The sequence below is a fragment of the Sphingobacterium sp. UT-1RO-CII-1 genome (assembly GCF_026711005.1).
Taxonomy (GTDB): domain Bacteria; phylum Bacteroidota; class Bacteroidia; order Sphingobacteriales; family Sphingobacteriaceae; genus Sphingobacterium.
Window position 1 is genome coordinate 372,755 of the sequence record NZ_JAPPVJ010000004.1, and the last position, 23,372, is coordinate 396,126.

The 23,372-nt window shown below is 36.5% G+C and carries 16 protein-coding genes; 12 read left to right on the top strand and 4 right to left on the bottom strand.

What is annotated here, in order from left to right; all coding sequences use genetic code 11:
* Window positions 1-8: 8 nt before the first annotated feature.
* From ORI89_RS11330 to ORI89_RS11340, 3 genes are all read left to right on the top strand, one after another.
* On the top strand, window positions 9-977 hold the full coding sequence (locus ORI89_RS11330) for an efflux RND transporter periplasmic adaptor subunit (RefSeq protein ID WP_268230595.1): 969 nt from the start codon (window positions 9-11) through the stop codon (window positions 975-977).
* Between the two features lie 36 nt (window positions 978-1,013).
* The gene (locus tag ORI89_RS11335; RefSeq protein WP_268230596.1) at window positions 1,014-2,147 is read left to right on the top strand and encodes an ABC transporter permease; all 1,134 of its coding nucleotides are present in this window, start codon (window positions 1,014-1,016) and stop codon (window positions 2,145-2,147) included.
* Between the two features lie 69 nt (window positions 2,148-2,216).
* Window positions 2,217-3,548: a TolC family protein gene (locus tag ORI89_RS11340; protein ID WP_268230597.1), complete on the top strand. Its 1,332-nt coding sequence runs from the start codon at window positions 2,217-2,219 to the stop codon at window positions 3,546-3,548.
* Between the two features lie 12 nt (window positions 3,549-3,560).
* Here the strand turns inward: ORI89_RS11340 and ORI89_RS11345 are convergent, their stop codons facing one another.
* Genes ORI89_RS11345 through ORI89_RS11355 form a run of 3 tightly spaced genes read right to left on the bottom strand, consistent with a single transcriptional unit; the run spans window position 3,561 to window position 7,483 of the window.
* Window positions 3,561-4,520, bottom strand: coding sequence for a PCMD domain-containing protein (locus ORI89_RS11345; protein ID WP_268230598.1), 960 nt, complete (start codon window positions 4,518-4,520; stop codon window positions 3,561-3,563).
* Window positions 4,521-4,531: 11 nt separating this feature from the next.
* On the bottom strand, window positions 4,532-6,256 hold the full coding sequence (locus ORI89_RS11350; RefSeq protein WP_268230599.1) for a phosphoethanolamine transferase: 1,725 nt from the start codon (window positions 6,254-6,256) through the stop codon (window positions 4,532-4,534).
* Between the two features lie 9 nt (window positions 6,257-6,265).
* On the bottom strand, window positions 6,266-7,483 hold the full coding sequence (locus tag ORI89_RS11355; RefSeq protein ID WP_268230600.1) for a BamA/TamA family outer membrane protein: 1,218 nt from the start codon (window positions 7,481-7,483) through the stop codon (window positions 6,266-6,268).
* Window positions 7,484-7,904: 421 nt separating this feature from the next.
* Here ORI89_RS11355 and ORI89_RS11360 point away from each other — a divergent pair, with 421 nt between their 5' ends.
* The 4 genes from ORI89_RS11360 to ORI89_RS11375 all read left to right on the top strand — a co-directional run bounded on the left by ORI89_RS11360 (window position 7,905) and on the right by ORI89_RS11375 (window position 12,802).
* Window positions 7,905-10,385 carry a phosphocholine-specific phospholipase C gene (locus tag ORI89_RS11360; protein ID WP_268230601.1) on the top strand — a complete coding sequence of 827 codons (2,481 nt, stop codon included), beginning with the start codon at window positions 7,905-7,907 and terminating at the stop codon, window positions 10,383-10,385.
* Window positions 10,386-10,397: 12 nt separating this feature from the next.
* Entirely contained in the window at window positions 10,398-11,633 is a 1,236-nt protein-coding gene (locus tag ORI89_RS11365; protein ID WP_268230602.1) for a glycoside hydrolase family 76 protein, read from the top strand.
* Between the two features lie 43 nt (window positions 11,634-11,676).
* Window positions 11,677-12,111: a carboxymuconolactone decarboxylase family protein gene (locus ORI89_RS11370; RefSeq protein ID WP_268230603.1), complete on the top strand. Its 435-nt coding sequence runs from the start codon at window positions 11,677-11,679 to the stop codon at window positions 12,109-12,111.
* A gap of 133 nt (window positions 12,112-12,244) precedes the next feature.
* Window positions 12,245-12,802, top strand: coding sequence for an NADPH-dependent FMN reductase (locus tag ORI89_RS11375; RefSeq protein WP_268230604.1), 558 nt, complete (start codon window positions 12,245-12,247; stop codon window positions 12,800-12,802).
* A gap of 18 nt (window positions 12,803-12,820) precedes the next feature.
* On the opposite strand, the gene ORI89_RS11380 is transcribed toward ORI89_RS11375, so the two are convergent.
* Window positions 12,821-14,050, bottom strand: coding sequence for a DoxX family protein (locus tag ORI89_RS11380; protein ID WP_268230605.1), 1,230 nt, complete (start codon window positions 14,048-14,050; stop codon window positions 12,821-12,823).
* A 117-nt stretch (window positions 14,051-14,167) separates the two neighbouring features.
* Between ORI89_RS11380 and pepF the strand changes: the two genes are divergently transcribed.
* The 5 genes from pepF (at window position 14,168) to ORI89_RS11405 (ending at window position 23,356) form a co-directional block, all read left to right on the top strand.
* A complete protein-coding gene (gene pepF, locus ORI89_RS11385; RefSeq protein ID WP_268230606.1) occupies window positions 14,168-16,042 on the top strand; it encodes an oligoendopeptidase F in 1,875 nt (624 codons plus the stop codon).
* Between the two features lie 430 nt (window positions 16,043-16,472).
* On the top strand, window positions 16,473-17,060 hold the full coding sequence (locus ORI89_RS11390) for an RNA polymerase sigma-70 factor (RefSeq protein ID WP_268230607.1): 588 nt from the start codon (window positions 16,473-16,475) through the stop codon (window positions 17,058-17,060).
* Between the two features lie 56 nt (window positions 17,061-17,116).
* Window positions 17,117-18,220 carry a FecR family protein gene (locus ORI89_RS11395; RefSeq protein ID WP_268230608.1) on the top strand — a complete coding sequence of 368 codons (1,104 nt, stop codon included), beginning with the start codon at window positions 17,117-17,119 and terminating at the stop codon, window positions 18,218-18,220.
* 279 nt (window positions 18,221-18,499) lie between these two features.
* Window positions 18,500-21,814, top strand: coding sequence for a SusC/RagA family TonB-linked outer membrane protein (locus ORI89_RS11400; protein ID WP_268230609.1), 3,315 nt, complete (start codon window positions 18,500-18,502; stop codon window positions 21,812-21,814).
* 12 nt (window positions 21,815-21,826) lie between these two features.
* Window positions 21,827-23,356 carry a SusD/RagB family nutrient-binding outer membrane lipoprotein gene (locus ORI89_RS11405; RefSeq protein ID WP_268230610.1) on the top strand — a complete coding sequence of 510 codons (1,530 nt, stop codon included), beginning with the start codon at window positions 21,827-21,829 and terminating at the stop codon, window positions 23,354-23,356.
* The last annotated feature ends 16 nt before the right edge of the window (window positions 23,357-23,372 follow it).

Here is a 23,372-nt window from a genome sequence, read left to right on the forward strand (position 1 = left end):
ATAAGTTTATGTGGGTTATAAAAAATATACTTAGGTTACCAGTCGTAATTATTGGACTTTTCTTCTTGTTGTCCTGTGGCAATAAAAAAGCAGAAGAAAGGTTACATCGTATTAAGGCTAAAGACCTTTCTGTTCCAGAAAATGTAGCTAAAGTCTCTGCCTTAGGGAAGATTGAACCTCAACGTGGATTTGTTGATTTAGCTACTGACGAAAGTGGTGTTGTCTCTAAGCTTTTTAAAGAAGAAGGAGATGTAGTTGCAGTTGGAGAAGTGATTTTTGAATTGAAGTCGGATAGCAAAGAAGTTGATGAAAAGATAGCTTCCAATCAGGTCGAAGTGCAACGATTGAAAGTAGAAGCTGATTTAGCAGCTATGAAACAGTATGAAGTCGAAATAGCAGAGCTCAAACGTGATCTTGAGGTTAGTCAAAGATTAGCCGAAACAGGAGCTGAAACGCAGTATGCGGTCTATAATAAAAAGCGTGATCATGACTTACTATTAGCGCAGTTAAACACTGCTCGTAAGAATGTTGAGGCAGGGCGCGCTGATCTTTCTGTTTTAGCGTCACAACGGGGAAAGGCACAAAAGGAAATCATTTCAAGACGCATTCGCTCGGATTGGGAGGGAAGATTAATCCGAATGGATGTCAAGGAAGGAACCGCAATTTCTCCTCTTGTGTCTTTTGCCACATTAATTCCTTCGGACGAACTTATCGTGCATGGTGAGATTGACGAAATATTTGCCAATCGTGTTCATGTAGGAGATAGTGTTGTAGTGAAGATTGCAGGTACTCAGAAGATTATTGCCCAGGCCAAAGTTTATTATTTATCCGCAATTTTAGATGATAAATCTTTATTCTATGAAAAGTCGGGCGAGCAATCCGACCGGCGGGTACGGCGTTTCAAAGCATCATTAAAAAGTGAGGAGAACCTATTGATTAATCAGAAGGTTGAGTGCGAGATTTATTTACAAGATTAAACCATAAGGTGTATTAGTATAACTAAAAACAGTGTTATGATTAAAACAGCCTTGAAGTTTATGCGTTATGATAAGCCTAAAAGTATTGGGGTAATAGTGGGTATAATCATTAGTGTTTTTCTCATTGGACAACAACTATCTACACTCTTTTTTCTTACAAATTTGATGGGAGGAATAGAAATCCACTCGAATTCAAATGAAGATGATATTTGGATAGTAGATGAATTGTCTAAGAATATTAATGCGCTAAATCCAATTGATGAAAGGCTTGTTCAAGAGGTGAAAAGCATCGAAGGTGTACTCGAGGCATTTCCTGTTATTATTGCTTCCGCACCAGCTACGTTTAAAGATGGTAAGACAGCGACTGTATTATTGATAGGAAGTCAAGGACCTTCATTTGTTGCCGGCCCTAAATCTGATGTGGTTTTTGAAGGAAACCGGGATGAACTGAACAGTACGGGGAATATATCGATAGAATATTTTAATGAAAGAAGTTGGAAAACTGAACTTTCTATCAATGAGACGATTGAAATAAATAAAAAAGCAGCAACGGTAAAAGTAAAGACAAAATATGCGCAGGGCTATGGCGGGAACTATGTGTATACTAATATAGATAATGCTCGTTTTTATAGTAATTACCCTCCTTTCCAGATTAATTTGGTTATTGTCCGGCCTGCGAAAGGAGTAGATATACAGCAGGTAATTGATACAATCAATGGAACATTTATGGGGCTTAGTGCCTGGCGATCAAAAGATATACGGGATATTACTATAAATGAGATATTGGTTAGGACAAATACAGGCGTTAGTTTTGGCTCTTTGGTTGTTTTTGCTATTATAAGTGGTTTTTTTATTATTGGACTTACCTTGTACTCATCTGCTTTAGATCGATTACAAGATTATGGAACGTTGAAAGCTATCGGAGCTACTAATAGTTACGTCAGTAGGTTAATACTTATGCAGGCTGTTTTATTTGCTTGTATAGGTTTTGCTATTGCTTATGCACTATTGATTTTATTTCAAAAAGGCTTAGAAAATGTAGGTATGACCTTGGATTTCAATGGGCCATTTAGTTTAGGATTATTTATTATTACTCTTTTCATGAGTGTGGGAGGTTCGCTATTTGCAGTTTTTAAAATCAGGAAGGTAGAACCAGCCTCAGTCTTTTAACTGTACGTATTAAATGAAAGTAAACGGGGAGAGGTGCTCAAAACATAATTCTTTTTAGAAGACATATTAATGAAATACATTAATTATATATTGATCATAGTCCTATTATTAGTCGTAAATATACTTTCGGCTCAGCAGGGTACACTAGTTCTGAGTTTGGACAAAGTAAGAGAAAAAGCTCTTAGTAATAATGCTGAAGTAAAAATCAGACAGTATGAATTTTGGGAGGCAGAAGAACAACTTTCTTTAGAAAAAACAAAAAGATATCCCGAAGTATTTGGCGACTTTAATTTGCAGCGAAACCTTATTATCCCCGTAACACCGGTGCCAGCAAAAGCATTTAACCAACACGCGGGTGAGAACGACATATTACCTTTGAAATTCTCGACAAGATGGACGGGAAATACAGGATTAAACTTAAATTACGAACTTTTTAAACCCAGTTCTAAAAGTGAACTAAAGATAAAAAGTTTAGAAGTTGATATTGCGAATACAAATCAAAAGGTTGCAGAAAATGAAGCGTATTTCCAAGCTAGTAAAGCTTATGTCGCAGCTTTGTTAGCCAAGGAGCAAGTAGCTTTATATGAGCGGGAGTTAATAGCTAAAAAACAAGTACTAGGAGTTTTAACTGAGCGGTTTGAAGCGGGTAGAATTACGAAAATAACATTTAATGAGGGGCAGAGTGATTATAATTTGGCAAAGTCACGAACCGCAGAAGCGCACAATATTTTTGACAAGGCCATCTCGAGCCTGTTGTATGAGTTGGGACATAATCCGCACGATCATTTTGATATTATATTTGAGGATAGCATAGAAAGTCTGTTTCTCTCTTTTAATGATTTAGAAAAATCAGAGATGAGTTTGTCTTTGCGAGCTATTGAGCAGCAGGGTGAGGTATTGCAGTATAAAATAAAAGAAGAGAAAGCCAAGAACTTGCCTCGGGTTATTTTGGGAGGTTATTACGGGACTAGCTATTTTAATAACGCATTTGACCCTTTCAAAGATCAAAACTTTTACGGAAACTCTTACATCAAAACTGGTGTTGTGGTTCCTATTACAGATTGGCTGCATAGTAAAAAGCAACGAAGTATTATTTCTTATCAACATCAGGCGAATCAAACAGCTTATATGGATAAACAACGACAGTTAGCTCTAAGCTTTTTACAGGCTAAAAAAGATGTTGATTTTACCTATGAACAGTATGTTTTTTTGAAAGATAATTATAACCTGGTAAAAGATAATAAGGAGTTGATAGAACAGCAGTTTAAGGAAGGTCGTCTCCTTATCAGTGAAGTTTATCAGGCTGATTTTATGCTCCAGCAAGCAAAAAATGAATATCTAAACGCAGCTTATAATTATATTGATGCACAGCTTATTCTAGAATACGAAGTTCGTAAATAAGCTGTGTCTTATTTAGTATACCAAGCCTACATTATCTACCCAAAGGCGACTGTCCGTATTTCCAATAAAGGCGCCCCCGTTGCTGGAAGAGAACTGCACGATTAAATGAGTGACTTCTTCATCCTGAGTGCCCCAGCTCTGCTCTTGTATAGGTACCATTTTTCCTCTACTGTTTCTTGTGTAATATGCATTATCCCCGTTTTTAAGCGCCATGGTATTGTTGTAAAAGCTTTGTTTGCTGATATCGCCATAATTTACCTTTAAGCGGTGCTTGTTTTGCCAGTTGCTTACTGTTTTCTCCATAAGTTCCCAGCCTGTACCTATGCGTTTAGCATAAACATTTCCATCTTTATCTTCCCACCTTTTTTGTAGTAGGATCTGAACTTCTGCTTTATCATTTCGATTGGCATTAGATCCACTTCCCATTCCGTTTACCCGTTTAGAAGGTCCCCCGGTTGTGACTTTATAATCAAACTGTAAGGCTGTAGGCTTTTTTGTAAATGGAATTCCTGTTACTAATTTGCTTTGTGCATTTTTAGTATTTGTGATAGGTTCTACCATTTCCCCTAGGAATATAGTGCCACTGGCCAGCACATTGATGTTAATTACCCCCAAAACTTTTACTTTTTCAATGCGAGTTTCCAATCGTGCTGCATATCCGTTGTCTCTTTTTTCAGGAAAAACAGTTACACTACCTTTAGTAACACCGTTCACAGTAGCTAGTACTGAGGATGTAGCCCAGGGAGATGACATGTTTTTATAGGGTGTATTGTTTTTGAGGGTGTCTTTTGTTTCTGTTATTTCGTATAAATATTGTGTTTTTCCCCCAATGACGAATGACTCTTTTATTTCGCGTACCATCCAGTGATTCATATTTCCTAATTGTATGGGTTCTACTCGTTCACTTTGTGCTACACCAAATAACGGCGCCAAGCATGTAATAAATAGTAATATGTTGAATTGTGTTTTCATGCCTATGTTTTTTATTCTTGTATATTGTTTTTTTCGAGCATATCGAAGTCTTCTTTTTTAAGATTCATTTTTAGATAAGGAACCGCAATATCATGGTCGTTTAAATACATGCGGGGTTCTGTTACGAGCGTTTCACTTACCAGTGATAGTTCTTGCTTCAGATAGTCAGTTTGTATATGAGCGGCATGGAGCATGGTGTGGAAAACAGTGTTGGTAGATATGGGTTTCTTTCTGTTCTGTCCTACAGCATGCATCCGGCTCGTATTTTGATTTATATATCCATCCGAAAACCACATGATAAAAGGTATGCGAAGTTGATAATAAGTTGGTGTGGGAGAAGCATGTAAAAATTTATTTCTATTATCGTCAAATAAATCTTCTCCATGATCTGACGTATATAATAAAGCAACTTTTGCCTGAGTCTGTTCTAGGCTTTTAATCGTTTTTGATAAAAAGAAATCCGTATATAAGATGGTATTATCATATGCATTTACCAGCTCTTTACGATATGATCTGCTAACGCTATTTACTTGGTCTGGAACAAAATTCTTAAACTCCGATGGGTAGCGTTCCATATAATTGAAGTGTGAACCGTAAGTATGTAATAGAATAAATAAATCACCAGAATTTTGTTCAATTTCTTCTTCCATTAAAGCTACTAGTTCTTCATCATAATGGTTTACTGTTATGCCTGTTTTGGTATCTGTTGTCCGGATAGTCTTGTAAATATCTGCATCTTTAGTGAAAAATTCGATAAAAGAGGCGTTTTCTGCTTGATTGGAGAGGCATATTGTTTTAAAGCCAGCCTCTTTAAATGCTTGTATTATTCCCTTTTTCTGATAGATATTATTATAGTCTTTAGCCTCAACATCTGACAGGATAATGGAAACACTTTTATGGGTGGTGTTAGACTGCGTTAAAGCATCTTCAAAAACATAAAGATTATTCTGGTTCCGGAGATTGGGTGTAGTTTTTCGATTATAGCCGTAGAGTTGCCAATTGTCAGCTCTGCTTGTTTCGCCAATTACTAACACATAAATTTGTCTTTCTGTATGTTGTGTATCTTTTCTATGTGCCTGAAAATAAAAATCTTTTGATGTCTCTGGGTATTGTTTTATCCTATTCCATTTATTTACTGCGAATTGCAGATTATATAATGTGTTAATAGGATATACTTCATGTTTAAACGCAAATGAACCTGTGTTTTTATTCACACTAAAAAATGATAATAATAAAGATGCCATTAACAATAATAGGGCGGGGCGTAATGTCTGTCTTCTAAAGAAGCGGTCCAAATAGTTTTTTTTCTTCCATTGCAATATAGCCAATACTAGGGGTGGTATATATAAAGCGCAAACTAGCACAATCGAAGGAAGTAAACTACCTAATAGTTCGTTTATTTCTGAAGTGTTGGTCGTTGCAACATTCAAGAACATATCAGCCGCTATGACATCTTCACCATATAAGTAGAAGAGTACGATTTGGAATGCATGTAGAAAAATTAAAGGAAAACACAGAAGAAGCCAAGCACCAGAGTTTTTAAATAAAGAGAATATGGTCATGTATAGTCCCAAAGGGAATAGGATTATGACTAATTTGCCAATAATATCAATGGGTTGTGTTATTGCAAAATATAGGCTTGGAGCCATATTCACTAGAATATAAAACCAAAACAGAGCAATGGGATTGTCTATTACTTTTGTGTATTTTTTTGTTATGTGTATATTCTTAGGCATGAAAATCCATTAAAATGATTCGTAGATATTGAAGTAGAAGCCGTTTTGTCGCTTCCCAAACCCATAATCTAAGCGTACATTGACTCTGTTTTTAAACTCCCATCTATAGCCTATACCATAAGTGGGTAAGGTTTGAGACCAGTCAAATTTGTTAATTGTTTCAAAAATATTCCCGGCACCGGCCCAAGCAGCTACTCCATGCCGGCCTTTTATTTTTTGCCTCAGCTCAATTTGGCTATTGATTTGCTTTCTATCTCTGTATTGTCCGTTGAAATAACCACGCATCTGCCGTGCGCCTCCTAATTTTGACAGCATAGTCCATGGAACATCCCCATTTTTAAATTCTCCATTCAGATCAAATGCTAGAAGACCATTTTGCCATACTTCTTGATAGGCCCGAGCTGTGAAGTTGATGTTCCCAAAGTAGTTTTTGCTCCCTAACACTGTAGGGAAAAACATCTGATCGTATTGGATGAATAAACCTTTACTTGCGTTTGGAATAAAATCTCTAGAGTCATACGATAAAATAAAACCAGCTCCGACGGCCGTGTTATTCGATGGTCCATCGGGTTTTAAGGCGATATCTTCAAATTTTTTTGCTTTGTTATTTTGTGCTGAAAAAGCAAAGCCTATGTAAGTATTGGGTAAGATCTTTCTACGGATATCCATTTGCAACCCTACGTAATACTCATCGTAGTCGGTCGGGTTATCTCTTGCGCCGGCTTCATAGCCAATACCATAAAATTTACTAGGCATGTACCTGAAGCTCATGTCATAATTAAGTCTATACTTATCATTAGGAAAAATGGTAGTATTCTGTATGCCAATAGCTAGAAATCCACTTGTTGTGAAGTTTGTATACACAGCTACATCCGAAGGCGCAAGGCTTAAATCTTCTTTATCTATTCTATAAAGTCCAGAGGCAATAAGCCCTATACCAAATTTTGTATCTACGGAGTAGCTAGGCCCTCCAATAAAAGAAACGTCAAATTTACTTTGTGACTTGTCTTTTTTAGCTTCCTCAAAATAATGAGCTACACGTTTGAAAAAACCTTTTTTTAGGATGATGCTACTATCAGGCAGAGCTGATATACTATCTGCCACTAAAGAAAGTTCAGTGGTATCTTGCTTTTTAATACGATTTTCTGTTGTTTTTTGTGCGTTTGCTGTCGTATGAAAGAACAGTACGAAAATACTGCATATAGATAATAAATATTTTGTTTTCATATCTCGTGTAGTGGATATTACATAGACTAAAACTTTCTTCTAGCTTTACTTCTTTGAGTGTTACTTAGAGTATATAAATAGCTTATTTTATAATGTAAAGCATTCTAAGTTCAAAGTGGTACAAAGGTACGGTAATTTTTTGTTGACTACAAAGGTAAGAAGGTCAGAAATTAGTCAAGGTATATCGTGGCTTTGTATAAGAATAATTGTGTTTTGTTGATAATTCGCATTAAATACAGGATATGCCACTCTGTAGTTAGAGATTTGGTAATTAATGGCAGTTGGAGAGTCTTTTCGGTTATAACTTGTTGAAAGGTAGAGTCGATATGAAATAATATATTATTTCATCCTGATGTATATTCTTTGTACTTTCATACTCAGAATATAAATTTTCTAGACCTAATTTAAAATTAACCACTCTATGAATACAAGGAGAGAATTTTTAAAGAAAGCGTCACTTTTAGCCGGAGTGACTACGATGAGTAATTTACTGCCTGAATCTATACAACGTGCTTTAGCTATTAACGCGCCAGTGGGTAGTACTTATTTAGATGCAGAACATGTTGTTTTTTTAATGCAGGAAAATCGTTCTTTTGATCATTGCTATGGCACAATGCGCGGTGTTAGGGGGTTCAATGACCCTCGAGCCATGAAACTACCAAATGGCTTTCCTGTTTGGTTTCAAACGGATGCAGAAAATAAGAGTTATGGCCCTTTTCGCTTAGATATAGAAAATACAAAGACAACATGGATGGGGTCACTGCCACATGGTTGGAGAGATATGGTGGAAGCTCGTAATAATGGTAAAATGGATACCTGGCTTGAAGCGAAACGGCCCCGCAATAAAGCCTATGAGCACTTACCTCTAACTATGGGCTACCACAGTCGTCAAGATATTCCGTTTTATTATGCATTTGGAGATGCATTTACCGTATGTGACCAACATTTTTGTTCTTCTCTTACAGGAACCAGTGCCAATCGTTCTTACTTTTGGAGTGGCGCAATACGAGAAGAACCGAGAAATGGCGACTCTACAGCCCATGTAGATAACGGACAAATTAACTATAGAGATGTCAGTTGGACAACCTATCCTGAACGTCTGCAAAAAGCAGGTATAGACTGGAAAGTATATCAAAATGAATTAAGCATTGATATTGGTTTTGAAGGAGAGGAGGACGGTTGGTTGGCCAACTTCACAAATAATAACTTAGAGTTTTATAAGCAGTATGGCGTGCGTTTTCACCCGGCAAGGAGACAGTTTAGGGCAAAAAGAATTCCTGAAATACAAGATTTGTTAAAGGATGAAAATATAGCAGACGAAACCCGTCAAAAGTTGATGAAAGAATTGACAGTCTTGCAAACAGAGCACTTGCAATTTAGTAAAGAAAACTATGATAAGTTAACCGATTTCGAAAAGCAAATTCATGAAAGAGCTTTGTTGACGAATATAGGTGATCCTGATTATCACAGTTTAGAGACGATATCTTACCAAAATCAAGGCGTTAAAAATGAAGTTAAAGTGCCTAAGGGAGATGTGTTGTATCAATTTCGTAAAGATGTAAATGATGGTAATCTTCCTACGGTTTCTTGGTTAGTGGCTCCTGGATATTTCTCTGATCACCCGGGCTACCCTTGGTACGGTGCTTGGTATGTTTCAGAAGCCTTAGATATTTTGACTAACAATCCTGAGGTATGGAAAAAAACGATATTTATTCTTAATTATGATGAGAATGATGGTTATTTCGATCATATTTCGCCTTTTGTTCCTCCTTTAAGTACTAGGCCTGAAAGTGGAGCAGTAGCAAGCGGTATTGATACTCGAGATGAATACGTTACTGCTGAACAGGAGAAAAAGCGCACGAACAATCCAGACGCCACAATTGATAGTCCTATTGGCCTTGGATATCGGGTGCCGTTGGTTGTTGCATCGCCTTGGTCTAAAGGTGGCTGGGTAAATTCTGAGGTTTGCGACCTTACTTCACCCTTAATGTTTTTGGAGCATTTTTTGGAAAAAAAGACAGGAAAGAAAATTATAGAAACAAATGTGAGCCCATGGCGCCGTTTGGTATGCGGTAATTTAACATCTATATTCCGGCCGGTTGAAGAAAGTAGTTCGCCTGTTTTGGAAGCAGTCAACCGAAACAGTTATGTAGAACGCATCCATGCAGCAAAAGATAAAGATCTTCCTGGTAATTTTCATTTGCTCAATGCGCAAGAATTAGAAACTATCAAAAGCGGGGCAGCATACCAGCATTTGTTGCCGAAGCAAGAGCCGGGAACTAAGCCGGCTTGTGCTATTCCTTACGATGCTCAGGCTGATGTTTTTATAAAGACACGTGGCGATAAAAGTGAGTTGTGTGTGAGGTTTGAGCTCGCTGGTAAGCTACCAAAAACTAAAACAGTAGGCATTCCTTTTATTGTGATAAGCCGCACAGCTTACGGTGCAGACAAAGAAGTTGGCCGTGTATGGAATTTTGCTGTCAGAGAGCAGGAACCATTAGAATACCATTGGCCGCTTGATCAATTTAATGGAGATAATTATCACCTAGAGGTTTATGGCCCTAATGGTTTTTTTAGAGAGTTTAGGGGAGCTAAAGTCATTAACTCAAAGCGGTCTTCACTTATACTGGAACATAGGATTGCTAATAAAAAACAAGCAATTCTATTAAAGTTATCTAGTAATTCACCGGAAGTGACCGTACGAACCCTTTCCTATGGAGGTAAAAACCATTCGTATAAACTTTCAGCAGGTAAAGAGATATTAGTCAGCTTAGACAGTTCGCATGGATGGTATGATATTGAAGTGAAAAATGAAACTGAAAAAGCCTTTTACCAACGCTATGCAGGTCACGTGGAGACAGGAAGGGGAAGTCAAACAGACCCTTTAATGGGAGGAGAGTAAATAGGAGCATAAATGAAGAAAATATTTTTTGTACTAGTATGTATATGGTTGCTTTTTCCTCTTGGTGTATCTAAGGGAGAGGTATGGAAGACTTCTCAACCAACATATCATGCTGAAGAGGCAACTAGTGATACTGTCGTAAATTGGAATGCTGTTGCCGAGGGAATGGTAAATGCTTTGGTTAAACATTTTTGGGGTGCAAGTTTTGAAGCTTATCCAAATCGTTATTACTTTAACTATGAGAGTGATCTTTCTAATATGTCCACTAATCATTATTGGCCACAAGCTCATGCAATGGACGTAATTGTTGATGCTTATTTACGGACATCGAATCAACAGTACCTTAACTTTTATCCATTATGGTGGGAAGGTGCTCCGAAGTTCAATTTTTCAGGTAAAGATACTGACCCTTGGTGGAATGAGTTCGTAGATGATATGGAATGGATTGCTTTAGCACAATTAAGAATGTATGAGAGTACACAGCGTGAACAGTACTTGCTAAAAGCTAGGCAACTATATGATGATTGGATTTGGACGACGTGGGGACCAGAAGATGAAAAACCATGGAATGGAGGTATTACTTGGAAAACTGATGTAAGCAAATCAAAAAATGCATGTTCTAACGGGCCAGCGGCTATTATTGCTGCTCGTATCTATAACATGTATGATGCCATCATTCATGTGAGTGAGAAACCAAAGCATGCCTATCTAGAGGAGGCTCTAAAAATATATAAATGGTTACGGGACAATTTGTATAATGCAAAAACAGGCAAGGTTTATGATAACATGAACTTAAAAGGAGAGGTTAGTCCTATGGTTTTCACTTATAATCAGGGTACATTTATTGGCGCTGCCCACGAGCTATACAAAATTACTGGGGATGAGGCTTACTTATCGGAGGCGGTGAAAGCTGCAAGCTACGTAGTAGATCAAATGTCAACTAATAGCGGGGTTTTGAAGGATGCTTCTTCAGGTGATGGAGGGCTATTTAATGGTATATTCTTTCGTTATTTTGTGAAGTTGGTTAATGAGCCTAATTTGGATCTTAAAACGCGCAAAAAATTTCATGATTATATCAGCTTATCTGCTAAGGTGATGTGGGAAAACGGAGTGAATCAAGAAAGTATGTTGTACGGTGGCAACTGGTGGTCAGCTCCTACATCACGTAGGGGTGTCAGTCTAACAGCTCATTTGTCAGGCTGTATGCTTATGGAGGCCATGTGTGTATTGGAACCTCTTCCCAAGTAGTGGGGCTTTTTTTGTACTTTAGGTTTATTAAAATTATATGGGTATGCAAAAGCGGATTGATATTTCTACTGCAGCTTCTGGGGCTTATAAAAAAGTGATGGCACTGGAGGATTTTATTCAGAACTCTAAACTATCAAAAACACATCTTGAGCTTATAAAAATACGAGCTTCACAAATCAATGGTTGTGCTTTTTGTATCAATATGCATACGCAAGATGCATTAAAACAGGGGGAAACAGCGCAGCGTATTTTTTTGTTAAACGCTTGGAGAGAAACAACTCTGTTTTCGGAAGAAGAACGTGTTGTTTTAGCGATGACCGAAGAGATTACTTTAATCAGTAAGAATGGATTAAGTGATGAAACTTATAAAGCAGCTGAAAGGTTGTTCGATGCTGAATATATAGCTCTCATCATCATGAGCATTGCTACCATCAATACCTGGAATAGAATAGCCATCAGTACGAATAAAGCTGTGTAGTAGATTTTAAATTTATTTTAATGCTTAAATTAAAAGCATTAAAATAAATTCAAAACATTTTGAGTCAATTAGTTGTTTCTTTTTATATCGATGTTACACATCTAATAAACATCTAATTAAAAAAACTAATATTATGGCTAATAGAAAGATAGGTATAGTTGTAGGCTCTATTCGTAAAAAAGCTTATACAGGTATGGTTGCTGATTATTTGATGCAGCAAACTCCTTCGGGATACGATTTTGAACGTATATTTATAGCAGATCTTCCTATTTACAACCAAGATTATGATAAGGAAGGGCTACCTGGTAGTTATAAGCCTTTTCGAGAAAAAATTAAGGCATTGGATGCTGTTATTTTTATTACACCTGAACATAACAGATCCATACCTGCAGCATTAAAAAACGCCCTAGATGTTGGTTCCCGGCCTTATGGACAGAATGTCTGGGACGGTAAGCCCGCCATGATTATTTCTTCTTCGATCAGTGGTTTGTCAGGTTTTGGCGCCAATCACCATTTGCGCCAGGTGCTAACTTTTCTAAATATGCCAACACTTCAGCAACCGGAAGTTTATTTAGCTAATATTCAAGAGTGTTTTGACGAAAATGGTGTATTGATCAATGAATCTTATGGCCAATTTATACAAAGCGCTCTCCATGCATATCTAACCTTTGCGAATAAACTTATAGGGTGATGTCTGTATTGGTTTTCCCTAGCGGTTGTAAGGATAATCCTGTACCCAGTTAAACTTGCGCTTCATTAATTCAAAGTCTTGTTCTTTTTTTCGAATGAACTTTATTTCCTCGATGCGGTTATCGATCGTTTTCGTGAGTCGGATATCGCCGTTTTTAAGTTTTTCGTAATTATAAGTATGGTTGTTTAGAGATAGTTTCTTTTCTACGGTATCAATTGTTGGGGCTATTGTGATGCTTTTATAGTATGTGTCCCGGACTGATGCATTTCCTTCGTATTCAAAAATTATTGATTGCCATCCGTTGGGAAGGGGCGCGGTCCCTTCTTTCTCAATATGATAAATACCATAAAGGGGAGACTTTTTTAAATAATGTTCAATGAATTTGTGTCTATTCAACAGACCATTTATTTGTTGTATACCAAAAATAACAAGAACACTTATTTTAACGATCAATATTAACTTGTTTTTCCACTTTTTATCATATTTCGGTCGCTTATAACTTATTATCTGCGCTGGTTTCTCCCGAATGAAAAAATCATATAAAGATTGTATATAAGGCAATAATATGAAGATTGAAAGTAGTAAAAGTGCGGTTGATGTAATTTTAACTGGGACATCGAAGAAATAATTAGTGCTCATTATATTTATGCTCACTGCCGCTGTGACCAAAGCACCTAAGACAATTGTTTTTCTGAAGAGTAAAAGGCCTGCTAATATTTCGGCAATTCCAACAAAAATATTATAACCATACGAGTATCCGAAATAAGTCCAAGCTAGCCCCATTGGTGAAAATTCTCCCAAAGGTTGCATCAATCTATTCAAACCAGGAGGGAGCATTTGTGAGTGTGTAAGTTTAATCGTGCCGTAGTTTATCAGCATAAAGGCTATATAATAACGAATAAATGTAATTAACCAATAATAAAAAACATCATAATTTTTTCTGTTGCGATCTAAAATAGACCAGATGATACTACCGATAATGGCTACTATCAGGATACTAATTAAAGTAAACCATGCATAGGTACTATCTCCACTTCCTGTATTCTGTGTCTCTATTGCTCCAGAGTAGCTTATTATATTTTTGGCGAACCATGTTAAGCATTTATAAATTTCTTGTTCTATAGGCTGAATAACATAATTGAATAAAGGATATGCGCCGTTATTAAAAAGTATAATAAACGTTATGATAAAAATAGAGGCAAATCTGAAACTTGTTTTTTGAGAGAAAGTCCAATTGGTATTAGTCATGTGTAAAGTTATATTTTTTTAACTACATGTTATTACACATGTTTTCAATTTTTTACTGAACAAATCAAAACGATATTTTTAGTAAATTGTGAGCAGTATCTAAATATGTAATAGATTATGCGCAGAACAACACAATTGATGACCGTTATGATGCTATTTTCAACAACGGTCGCCGTAAGTCAGATGAAGGTTCGTGAAGAATTGGATGATACATATAAATGGGACTTAACTCCTTTATATGCAAGTGACGACAGTTGGAAGGATGAAAAAAATCGTATCCAAAAGGAAATACAGCAGCTATCCTCATATAAAGGTAAGCTTACAGGCTCTGCCAGTATGCTTCTCGAAGGTCTGGAGCTAAATAGCGACCTTATTAAAGAGATGGTTAGGCTTTCTTCGTATGCCTCTATGAAATCCGATCAGGATACTCGGGTTACGAAATATGCAGGTTTGACTCAAGAAATGCAGCAGCTTTTTGCTACCTATGGTGCCTTAACTTCATTTGTAGAGCCAGAGCTTCTAACATTAGAGGAAAGTCAACTTAATACATTCCTTGAACAGGAGAGCCGATTGCGTGTTTATGAGTTCTATCTTAAGGATCTTTTGAGAAAACGTGCTCATAGAGGTTCTGAAGAGGTCGAAAAAGTAATGGCTTATGCAGGGCTTATGTCAGGTAATGCAGCTAATATTTACAGCACCTTTTCGAATGCCGAGTTCCCTTATCCTGAAATCGAACTGAATGGGGAGTCTGTAAAACTTAATGCTGCTAATTTTGCATTATATAGAACAAGCGAAGATAGGTCAATTCGTAGTAAGGTGTTTTCTACCTATTTTGAAAAGTTGAATGAATTCCAACGTACTTTTGGAGCACAGCTTTATGGCAATATCAACGCCGCTTTATTTACTACAAAAGCAAGAAACTATGAAAGTACATTAGCCCGTGCTTTGGATGACGATCATATTCCAACGGATGTATTTCATAATCTTGTTAAAAATGTAAATGGAAATCTGGAGACCTTTCATCGTTATTTGAATTTACGTAAGCGTATGATGGGGGTGGACACTTTACATTATTACGATCTTTATGCCCCGTTGGTAGCAGAGGTCGATCTGGAGTATACGGTTGAAGAAGCCGTTGATAATATTTTGGAATCTTTGCATCCGCTAGGTACTGATTATGTCGAGGTTTCAAAAAAAGCATTTAATGAGCGATGGATAGATATGTACCCTAACGAAGGTAAACGATCAGGCGCTTATTCCAATGGTTCGGCATATGATGTGCATCCATATATATTAATGAATTATAATGGTCAATATAACGACATGTCTACTTTGACCCACGAACTGGGGCACACTATGCATAGCTACCTGACGAATAGCAAACAACATTTTGCCAATGCGAATTATTCTATTTTTGTTGCTGAGGTAGCTTCTACGCTGAATGAAGAACTTTTAAATGATCATATGCTTAGACAAATTAAGGATGATAATGTGCGGCTTGCTATTCTTGGTAATTACCTAGAAGGAGCAAAGGGGACATTGTTTCGACAGACACAGTTTGCCGAATTTGAATTTATGATCCATGATAAGGTAGCAAATGGCGAGGCACTTACAGGTGAGGATTTTGATGCAATGTATCTTGATCTTACCAGAAAATATTACGGGCATGATAAGAATGTTTGTATAGTTGATGATTATGTCAAATCTGAGTGGTCTTATATTCCTCATTTTTACTACAACTTTTACGTCTATCAATATGCTACATCTTTCACAGCTTCTACGGCGTTGTCCGAGAAAGTATTGCGAGGTACAGCAACTGATCGTAAGCGTTATCTTGATTTTTTAGCAGCAGGGAGTACAAAATATCCTGTTGATTTGCTTGTTGATGCGGGGGTAGATATGAATACTTCTGAACCTTTTGATTTAACGATTTCAAAAATTAATAAAGTAATGAGCGAGATGGAAGCTATTCTTAGCCGCTTAGGAAAGTAAGTTGTTATTTGCTTCTCGGCTAGTTTATAGTAGGTTAAGAAGATTCTGAATAATGTATGAAAAAATACCTGAAGCGGGGAGCTTCAGGTATTTTTCAATTAACCAATTATTAACCTAAATTATGAATACTTATATTATTACAAATATTGTGCCATTTTTTTATTCTAGTGTCCATCGCTCATTTACAGCCTTCGGCTGTAAGATAATGAAGCTTAATTTATCAGCATATGTTAACTTTTATATATAATACTTTGAAATGATGTTCATTACTTATGTCTTTTATTGGAAGTTAAGAGTGGGAGGTCTTTTAGTTTTTAAAAACAATGTTACATTAATGTTAACTTATCTTTAAATTCTTTTGATTTTAAAAGAGGTTTTTTTCTTTTACACATATTTCACTAACTTTCGCTAGAATAATAATTTTTACTTAATGCATAGTGTCAATATAACAGACGACGTTGGTTTGCTTAGCTTGTTGCAGAACGGTGATCATACTGCATTTGAGCGTCTTTATACTATGTATCATAAAGTTTTGTACTTGCATGCTTATAGCATCTTGCGTGATCGTGAAGTAGCAAAAGATATCGTTCAAGATTTGTTCGTTACTATTTGGGACAGACGTGAAACATTGGAAATAAAATCTAAATTTTCTCATTATTTAAATGTTAGTATCCGTAATAAAGTCCTCGATTATATTGCTCGTGAAAAATCTAAAGATCGTTACTTAGCGTCCTTAGGTAATTATATAGAAACACATCACTCCTTAACCGATCATAAGGTAAGGGAGAAAATGCTACAAGAACAAATTGATAGTGTTTTGAACACTTTGTCGCCTCGACTTAGAGAGGTTTTCGAACTGAGTCGAGTTCATTATTTAACACATAAAGAAATTTCTGAAAAGTTGAATTTATCAGAACAAAGTGTCCGAAGCTATATTAAAAGTGTTCTACGCGTATTACGCGCTAAGTTTGGTGTACTTCCTTGGGTGTTGCTTGTTCTATATTGTAAATATTTTTAAAATTTACCCCCCCTGCACTCACTTTAACCGTCCTAACTATAATAAGAAGGATAATTATGACGGATCAATCTGCTAATGATAAAGCAAAGGTTTTACTGGAAAAGTACCTGAACGGAAATTGTTCGGAGGAGGAACAGGCTCTGATAGAGCAATGGTACCTTACTTTAGGTACGGAACCAATTGATTTGACTGAATCTGCTCTCTTAGAAGATTTTGCTGAGCTACGGGAAATTTCAATTGCACCTATAAAGACTTATAATAAGTTGCGTTTTTTATTACCATCAGCTGCAGCTATTGCTGTTTTATTTATGACAGTTTTACTTTGGCAATGGAAGGTGGATGGGAATATTAAAGAAGAAGAGGTGACATTAACACAGGATTTTGCACCAGGGAGTAATAAGGCAATACTTTCTATTGAAGGTGAGGCGGATATTTCCTTAAGTGGGGGGCAGGAGGCTTTGGTGTCTGACGGTGATCTTTTAAGTTATAGTGATGGTACTTCAATTAAGGCCTTAGAGAGTGTAAGACAAGTTAAGTTGTCAACGCCAGTTGCAGGGCAGTATAAAGTGCAATTGCCTGATAATACAGTCGTTTGGTTAAATGCTTTGTCATCAATTTCTTACCCAACAGTTTTTGCAGAAGATGAACGTAGAGTTACTGTTACTGGTGAAGTGTATTTCGAGGTGTCTCCTGATAAAAACAAACCCTTTATAGTGGAAACAACTGAGCAGCGTATAGAGGTAATAGGTACTAGTTTTAATTTAGATGCATATGGAGACAATGGAAATACATTAACGACCCTAGTTGAGGGTAGCCTTATAGTGGAGAGGAACGATATAAGGAGTAATGTGTTATTAAAGCCAGGCGAACAGTCTATTGTTTCAACTGATCATAAGATTGTAGTTAAGAAAGTAAACGTCGACGAAGAAAGCTCATGGAAAGACGGATTGTATATAGTACATGATGCATCTTTAGCGCAGTATGCGAAAAAGATTGAACGTTGGTATGATGTACAAATAGATATGGGGAGTTATGCTGACGAAAGTTTGTCTGCTATCATCCCACGTAATGCTAAATTATCTGAAGTTTTACAGGCTATAGAGTTAAAAACAGGGGTTAAATTCTTTATTGAAGAGAGGAGGGTTATGGCGATAAACTAGACTTGTAGGTTTTGGTATATCGGCTTTTAGTAAAGACTGTCGAGGTGCTCGTAACACCTCGAGCAGTAAGCTGAGTATCGTTTATGTAAGTACTAACTAAAAAAACAGTGTTAACCCAGCAATACAAACTTAAGAATATTCTTGAATATTTTTGTCTATTTACTATGCTAGACAGAGATAGGTTTTTAGGTATGTATTGAGAGAATAAATTGAAAAATGAATTTAAAGAAAGTAAGACATTTTTTGTGGTGTCTAAATTATTCAAAAATCAGCTTGGAGATGAAACTCACTCTAGTCATATTTTTTGCATCTGTTGCTGTTTCATTGGGAAATGTCAATGCCCAGCTTATTAATCTTAATCAGGTGAATGTTCCTTTGAAGAGAGTGCTAATTGATATTAGTAAGCAGTCGGGATATACTTTTACCTATGATGATAGAGACTTAAATGTCAGTCATTCAATTTCTATCCAAAAAAGACAAGCAAATATAACAGAAGCTCTCGATGCGCTATTATCAAATTTGCCATTAGATTATCAGATAAGAGATAAATCTATCGCTATTTTTCGTAAAGAAGTGAAGAAAACGGCAACAAAAAGCCAGACTCAACCAGAAGTTGAACAGCAAGCTAGAACCATTACAGGAGTTATTAAGGACATAAATGGTGAACTCCTCTCGGGAGTAAGTGTCCGCCTAAAAGGTACTAATATAGGAGTTAGTTCAAGTGAACAAGGGATGTTCTCAATTGATGTTCAGAAGGAGAATGCTACTCTCATTTTTAGCTCGCTAGGTTTTGTTTCTAAAGAAATTTCTATAGGTACTAACTTTCGAATTGAAGTGATTTTAGAAACTGCTTATGGTGGGTTAGATGAGGTTGTTGTTACTGCATTAGGTATTAAAAGAGAGCAGAAAGCATTAGGATATGCTGTACAAAAAGTCGGAGGAACAGAACTTTCTACAGCTAAGGGAGTCGACTTCGCTACTTCATTGACTGGTAAAGTTGCAGGTCTGAATATTAAAAATAGTACCGAGTTTAATACAACGCCATCTATTGAATTACGTGGTCAAAGTCCTTTAATAGTGATTGATGGTGTGGCTACGCAATTTGTTTCATTAAGAGATATTCCAGCAGATGATATCGAAGATATTACGGTTCTGAAAGGCGCTACTGCTTCTGCATTGTATGGTTCTAGAGGAGGGGCTGGTGCCATTATGATTACGACGAAAAAAAGTAAAAGTAAGGGGTTAGATGTGCAAATCAATAGTAGTACGATGACAGATGCCGGTTATTTAGTTAAACCTGAAGTTCAAAGCTCGTACAGTACTGGGCAAGGAGGAATATATCAGGCTGGTAGTTATGTATGGGGAGATAAGCTTGATATCGGGAGAACTGCGATAATTCATGATCCTTTTACTTTTGAAAAAAAAGAGACTGTACTTGTTTCTAAAGGAAAGGATAATTTAAAGAACTTTCAAAGATCAAGTTTAATTACTAATAACAATATCAGTATTTCTCAAAGGGGGGAAAATGGTGGGGTCCGTGCATCGCTAACGCATGTATTTAATCAAGGACAGTACGAAGGTAATAAGTTGAACAAATTGACCTATGCTATTAATGGAGATATGAAAGCAGGAAAATTTAGTTTTGATGGGGGAATAAATTACAATAAACGTTTTTATCCTAATATGGGTGCTACAGGTTATGGTGGCGGCGGTATATTGTATAACTTAAATGTGTGGTCTGGAACAGAATATGACATACGTGATTATAAAAACTATTGGGAGCTTGTTGATGAAAAACAAAATTGGATGGACAACTCCTGGTATGATAATCCCTATTTTATTGTTAACGAAATTCGTCATTCCAATGATTACAACGTGTTAAATGGATATTTTAATACTGCTTTTGAAACTACAGACTGGTTAACACTTAATGTTCGGGTGGGGGCTGATATGTTTTCGCAGCTTGATAAATGGCGCAATCCTGTAGGTGCAATAGGAGGTTGGAATAAGCTGGGGTACTTTAGTACACAGAGACAAGGTGGTTATAGTGTGAATGGTGACTTTATGGCTACTGCTAAAAAAAATGTGGGCGATTTTTATTTAGAAGGTTTTGTAGGGGCAGGGCTTAATTATCGTAATAATGATAGTCAGTCAGGAACTACTCAGGGAGGATTGAGTGTTCCTGGGTTTTATTCATTAAAAGCGTCTGTTAGTCCAGCTTTAACTAGTTCGAGCTTAACACGTAGACAGGATAATAGTATTTACGGGCGTTTTTCTGCATCTTGGAAGAATGCAGTGTTTTTAGAAGTTACTGGCAGAAATGATTGGAGCTCCACTTTAGATAAGAATAATAGATCATTCTTTTATCCTTCTGTTTCCTCAAGCGTTGTACTTTCTGATTTGATAACCCTGCCTGAAGAGATAAGTATGTGGAAAGTGCGTGGTTCGTGGACTCAGACTAAGTTTGCTCCAGGAATCTATTCTATTAATCAACAGTATATAATTACAAGTGATGTTTGGCAGGGTTACGGAACTGCAAGTTATCCAGATATTATGCGTAATAGTTCGATTAAACCCGTAACGACAGATTCATGGGAAATCGGAACCGGTTGGAATTTGTTTGGAAATCGCATGGATATTGATTTCACTTATTATGATATGCTTACGTATAATCAGCAGAGAGATGCAACGATAAGTTCAGCTTCTGGATTTAATAAAACGCAAATTAATATTAATGAAGATTTAAGACGTAGGGGTGTCGAAATAATGGTTGGCGGTGAAATCATTAAGAAAGACGATTTTTCTTGGAAGTCACGTATTAACTGGTCTAGAAGTAGATATACATATGATAAGATTGATTCTGATTATTCTACCGATAAACCCTGGGTGACAAATGGAGCTCGATGGGATTGGGTAGGTGTTTATGATTGGGAGCGAGATCCGCAAGGAAATATTATTCATTATGGTGGCCTACCACGTAGAAGTTCATATGAAACAGTAGCTGGGTTTAGTGGAGCTAATTTTATTTGGGGGTGGTCTAACAGTTTTAAGTATAAAATGTTAGAGCTTAATTTGTCATTTGACGGACGTGTTGGAGGTACCGCACATTCGGTTACAGATCAAGCTATGTGGAATTCGGGAAGTCATCCGGATAGTGACAATGAACACCGTTATGATATGGTAGTAAATGGTAAGAAAAACTATGTTGGTAATGGTGTGAAAGTCGTGTCAGGATCTGTTGATTATGACTCATATGGTAATATTGTTCGTGATGACCGTGTTTTTGAGTCCAACGACACACCTGTTTCTTATGAAACCTATGCTGTACAGATGGCGCCGTATATTGGTAGCCCTTCTTCGCAGTTTATGTTTTCGCAAACTTTTATTAAACTACGTGATATCTCTTTAACATATAGTCTTCCGAGTGCAGTTGCTTCAAAGTTTAAAGCTAGAAATGCATCGGTTTCTTTTATCGGGCAGAATTTGTGGATGTGGGCAAAAGATTTTAAATATTCTGATCCTGATGTTGGATCTGATAATTTAAACTCTGCGTCTATCCGGTACATTGGTGCGAATATTAAACTTCAATTTTAAACCTATTTCATCATGAATATTATTATTTTTTATATAAAAAAAGTTCTGTTGTCTATATTGCTATTAAGCTTAATAAGCTGTAGTGATTTTGATGACTTGAATACAGATCCCGATGGTTCTACGAAAGCATCTCGATCCTTATTGGCTACAAATGTTATATTAAATTTGACCTCCAGCAGCAGTGGTAAGACATTCTATAGTAATCAGCTTGTTAGTAAGTATTTAGCCTGGGCTGAAAATGCAGATGGCAATCAATATAATTCTTTTGGGCGAACAGGGTTTGGCGACTATGCTGTTATAATCAACGGTGAGAAAATGTTAGAAATGACAATTGAGTCAAATCGTTCAGCATATGAAGGGTTATATTTTTTCGCAAAAGCTTATAAAATGTTCTATTTGACTATGTCGTTAGGTGATATTCCTTATAGTGAGGCTTTTCGAGCGGAAGAGGGGTTAACAAAACCGAAGTATGATACACAAAAAGAGGTACTAATAGCTGTATTGGATAATTTGGATAAGGCTTACGCAGAATTTTCTAAAAGTGGGAAGTTGGAGGGTGATCCTGTTTATCAAGGTGATGTTAATAAATGGAGAGTGTTAACTCGTGCCATGCAGTTGAAAATTCTTATGCAACTGTCTATTAAGGAAAATGATACTGATTTGAAGATTGCTGAGCGTTTTAAGCAATATGCAGCAACGGATCTAATGACTTCAAATGCAGATAATTTTCAGCGTACTTATTCTTCTGTAGCAAAAGAATATTATCCAATTTATTACACACGTTTAAATCATAATCCTTATGCAATGCTTAGCGACCTTTTAATAGATAAGTTAAAAGAGACAGAAGATGTTAGGCTGTTCTATTACGGGAAGCCTTCTACAGCTAAATTAGCTCAGGGTGTTACTGAAGATGATTTTGAAGCTTATGTGGGTATCAACCCATCTATTTCGTTTGATGAAATCAAAGATCGCTGGGGAGCAGGAGATTTTTCTGGAATAAATAGTAGATATACACATCATCCAAGCGGGGAGCCTGTAGTTAAGGTAGGTTATTCAGAGCAGCAATTCATATTAGCAGAAGCAGCTCTAAGAGGATGGATAAGTGGTGCTGCAAAGGATTATTATAGTGAAGGGATACGTGCCTCTATGAAGTTTATAGATGATAATACTGTAGATGATGTGAAATTTCACCATGGGAGAAAGATAACAGAAGGCAATATTGTTACAGCTGTTGAACATGTTAATAATAAACTAACTGGTGAATTTGAAAAAGATTTAGAACTCATTATATATCAAAAATATGTTTCCTCTTTCATGCAAAGAGAGTGGGATGCTTATTATGATTATAGAAGGACAGGATATCCAAAATTTCCTATTAACCCGAGTACAAATCAAAATACTATAAATACTAAGATGCCAGTGAGATGGATGTATCCTGAGTCCGAATATGGTCATAATTCACAAAATGTGAATCAAGCCGTTAAAAATCAGTGGAATGGTATAGATGATGTTAATCAGGTGATGTGGATATTACAGAAGTAAAAAAAACACTCAACAA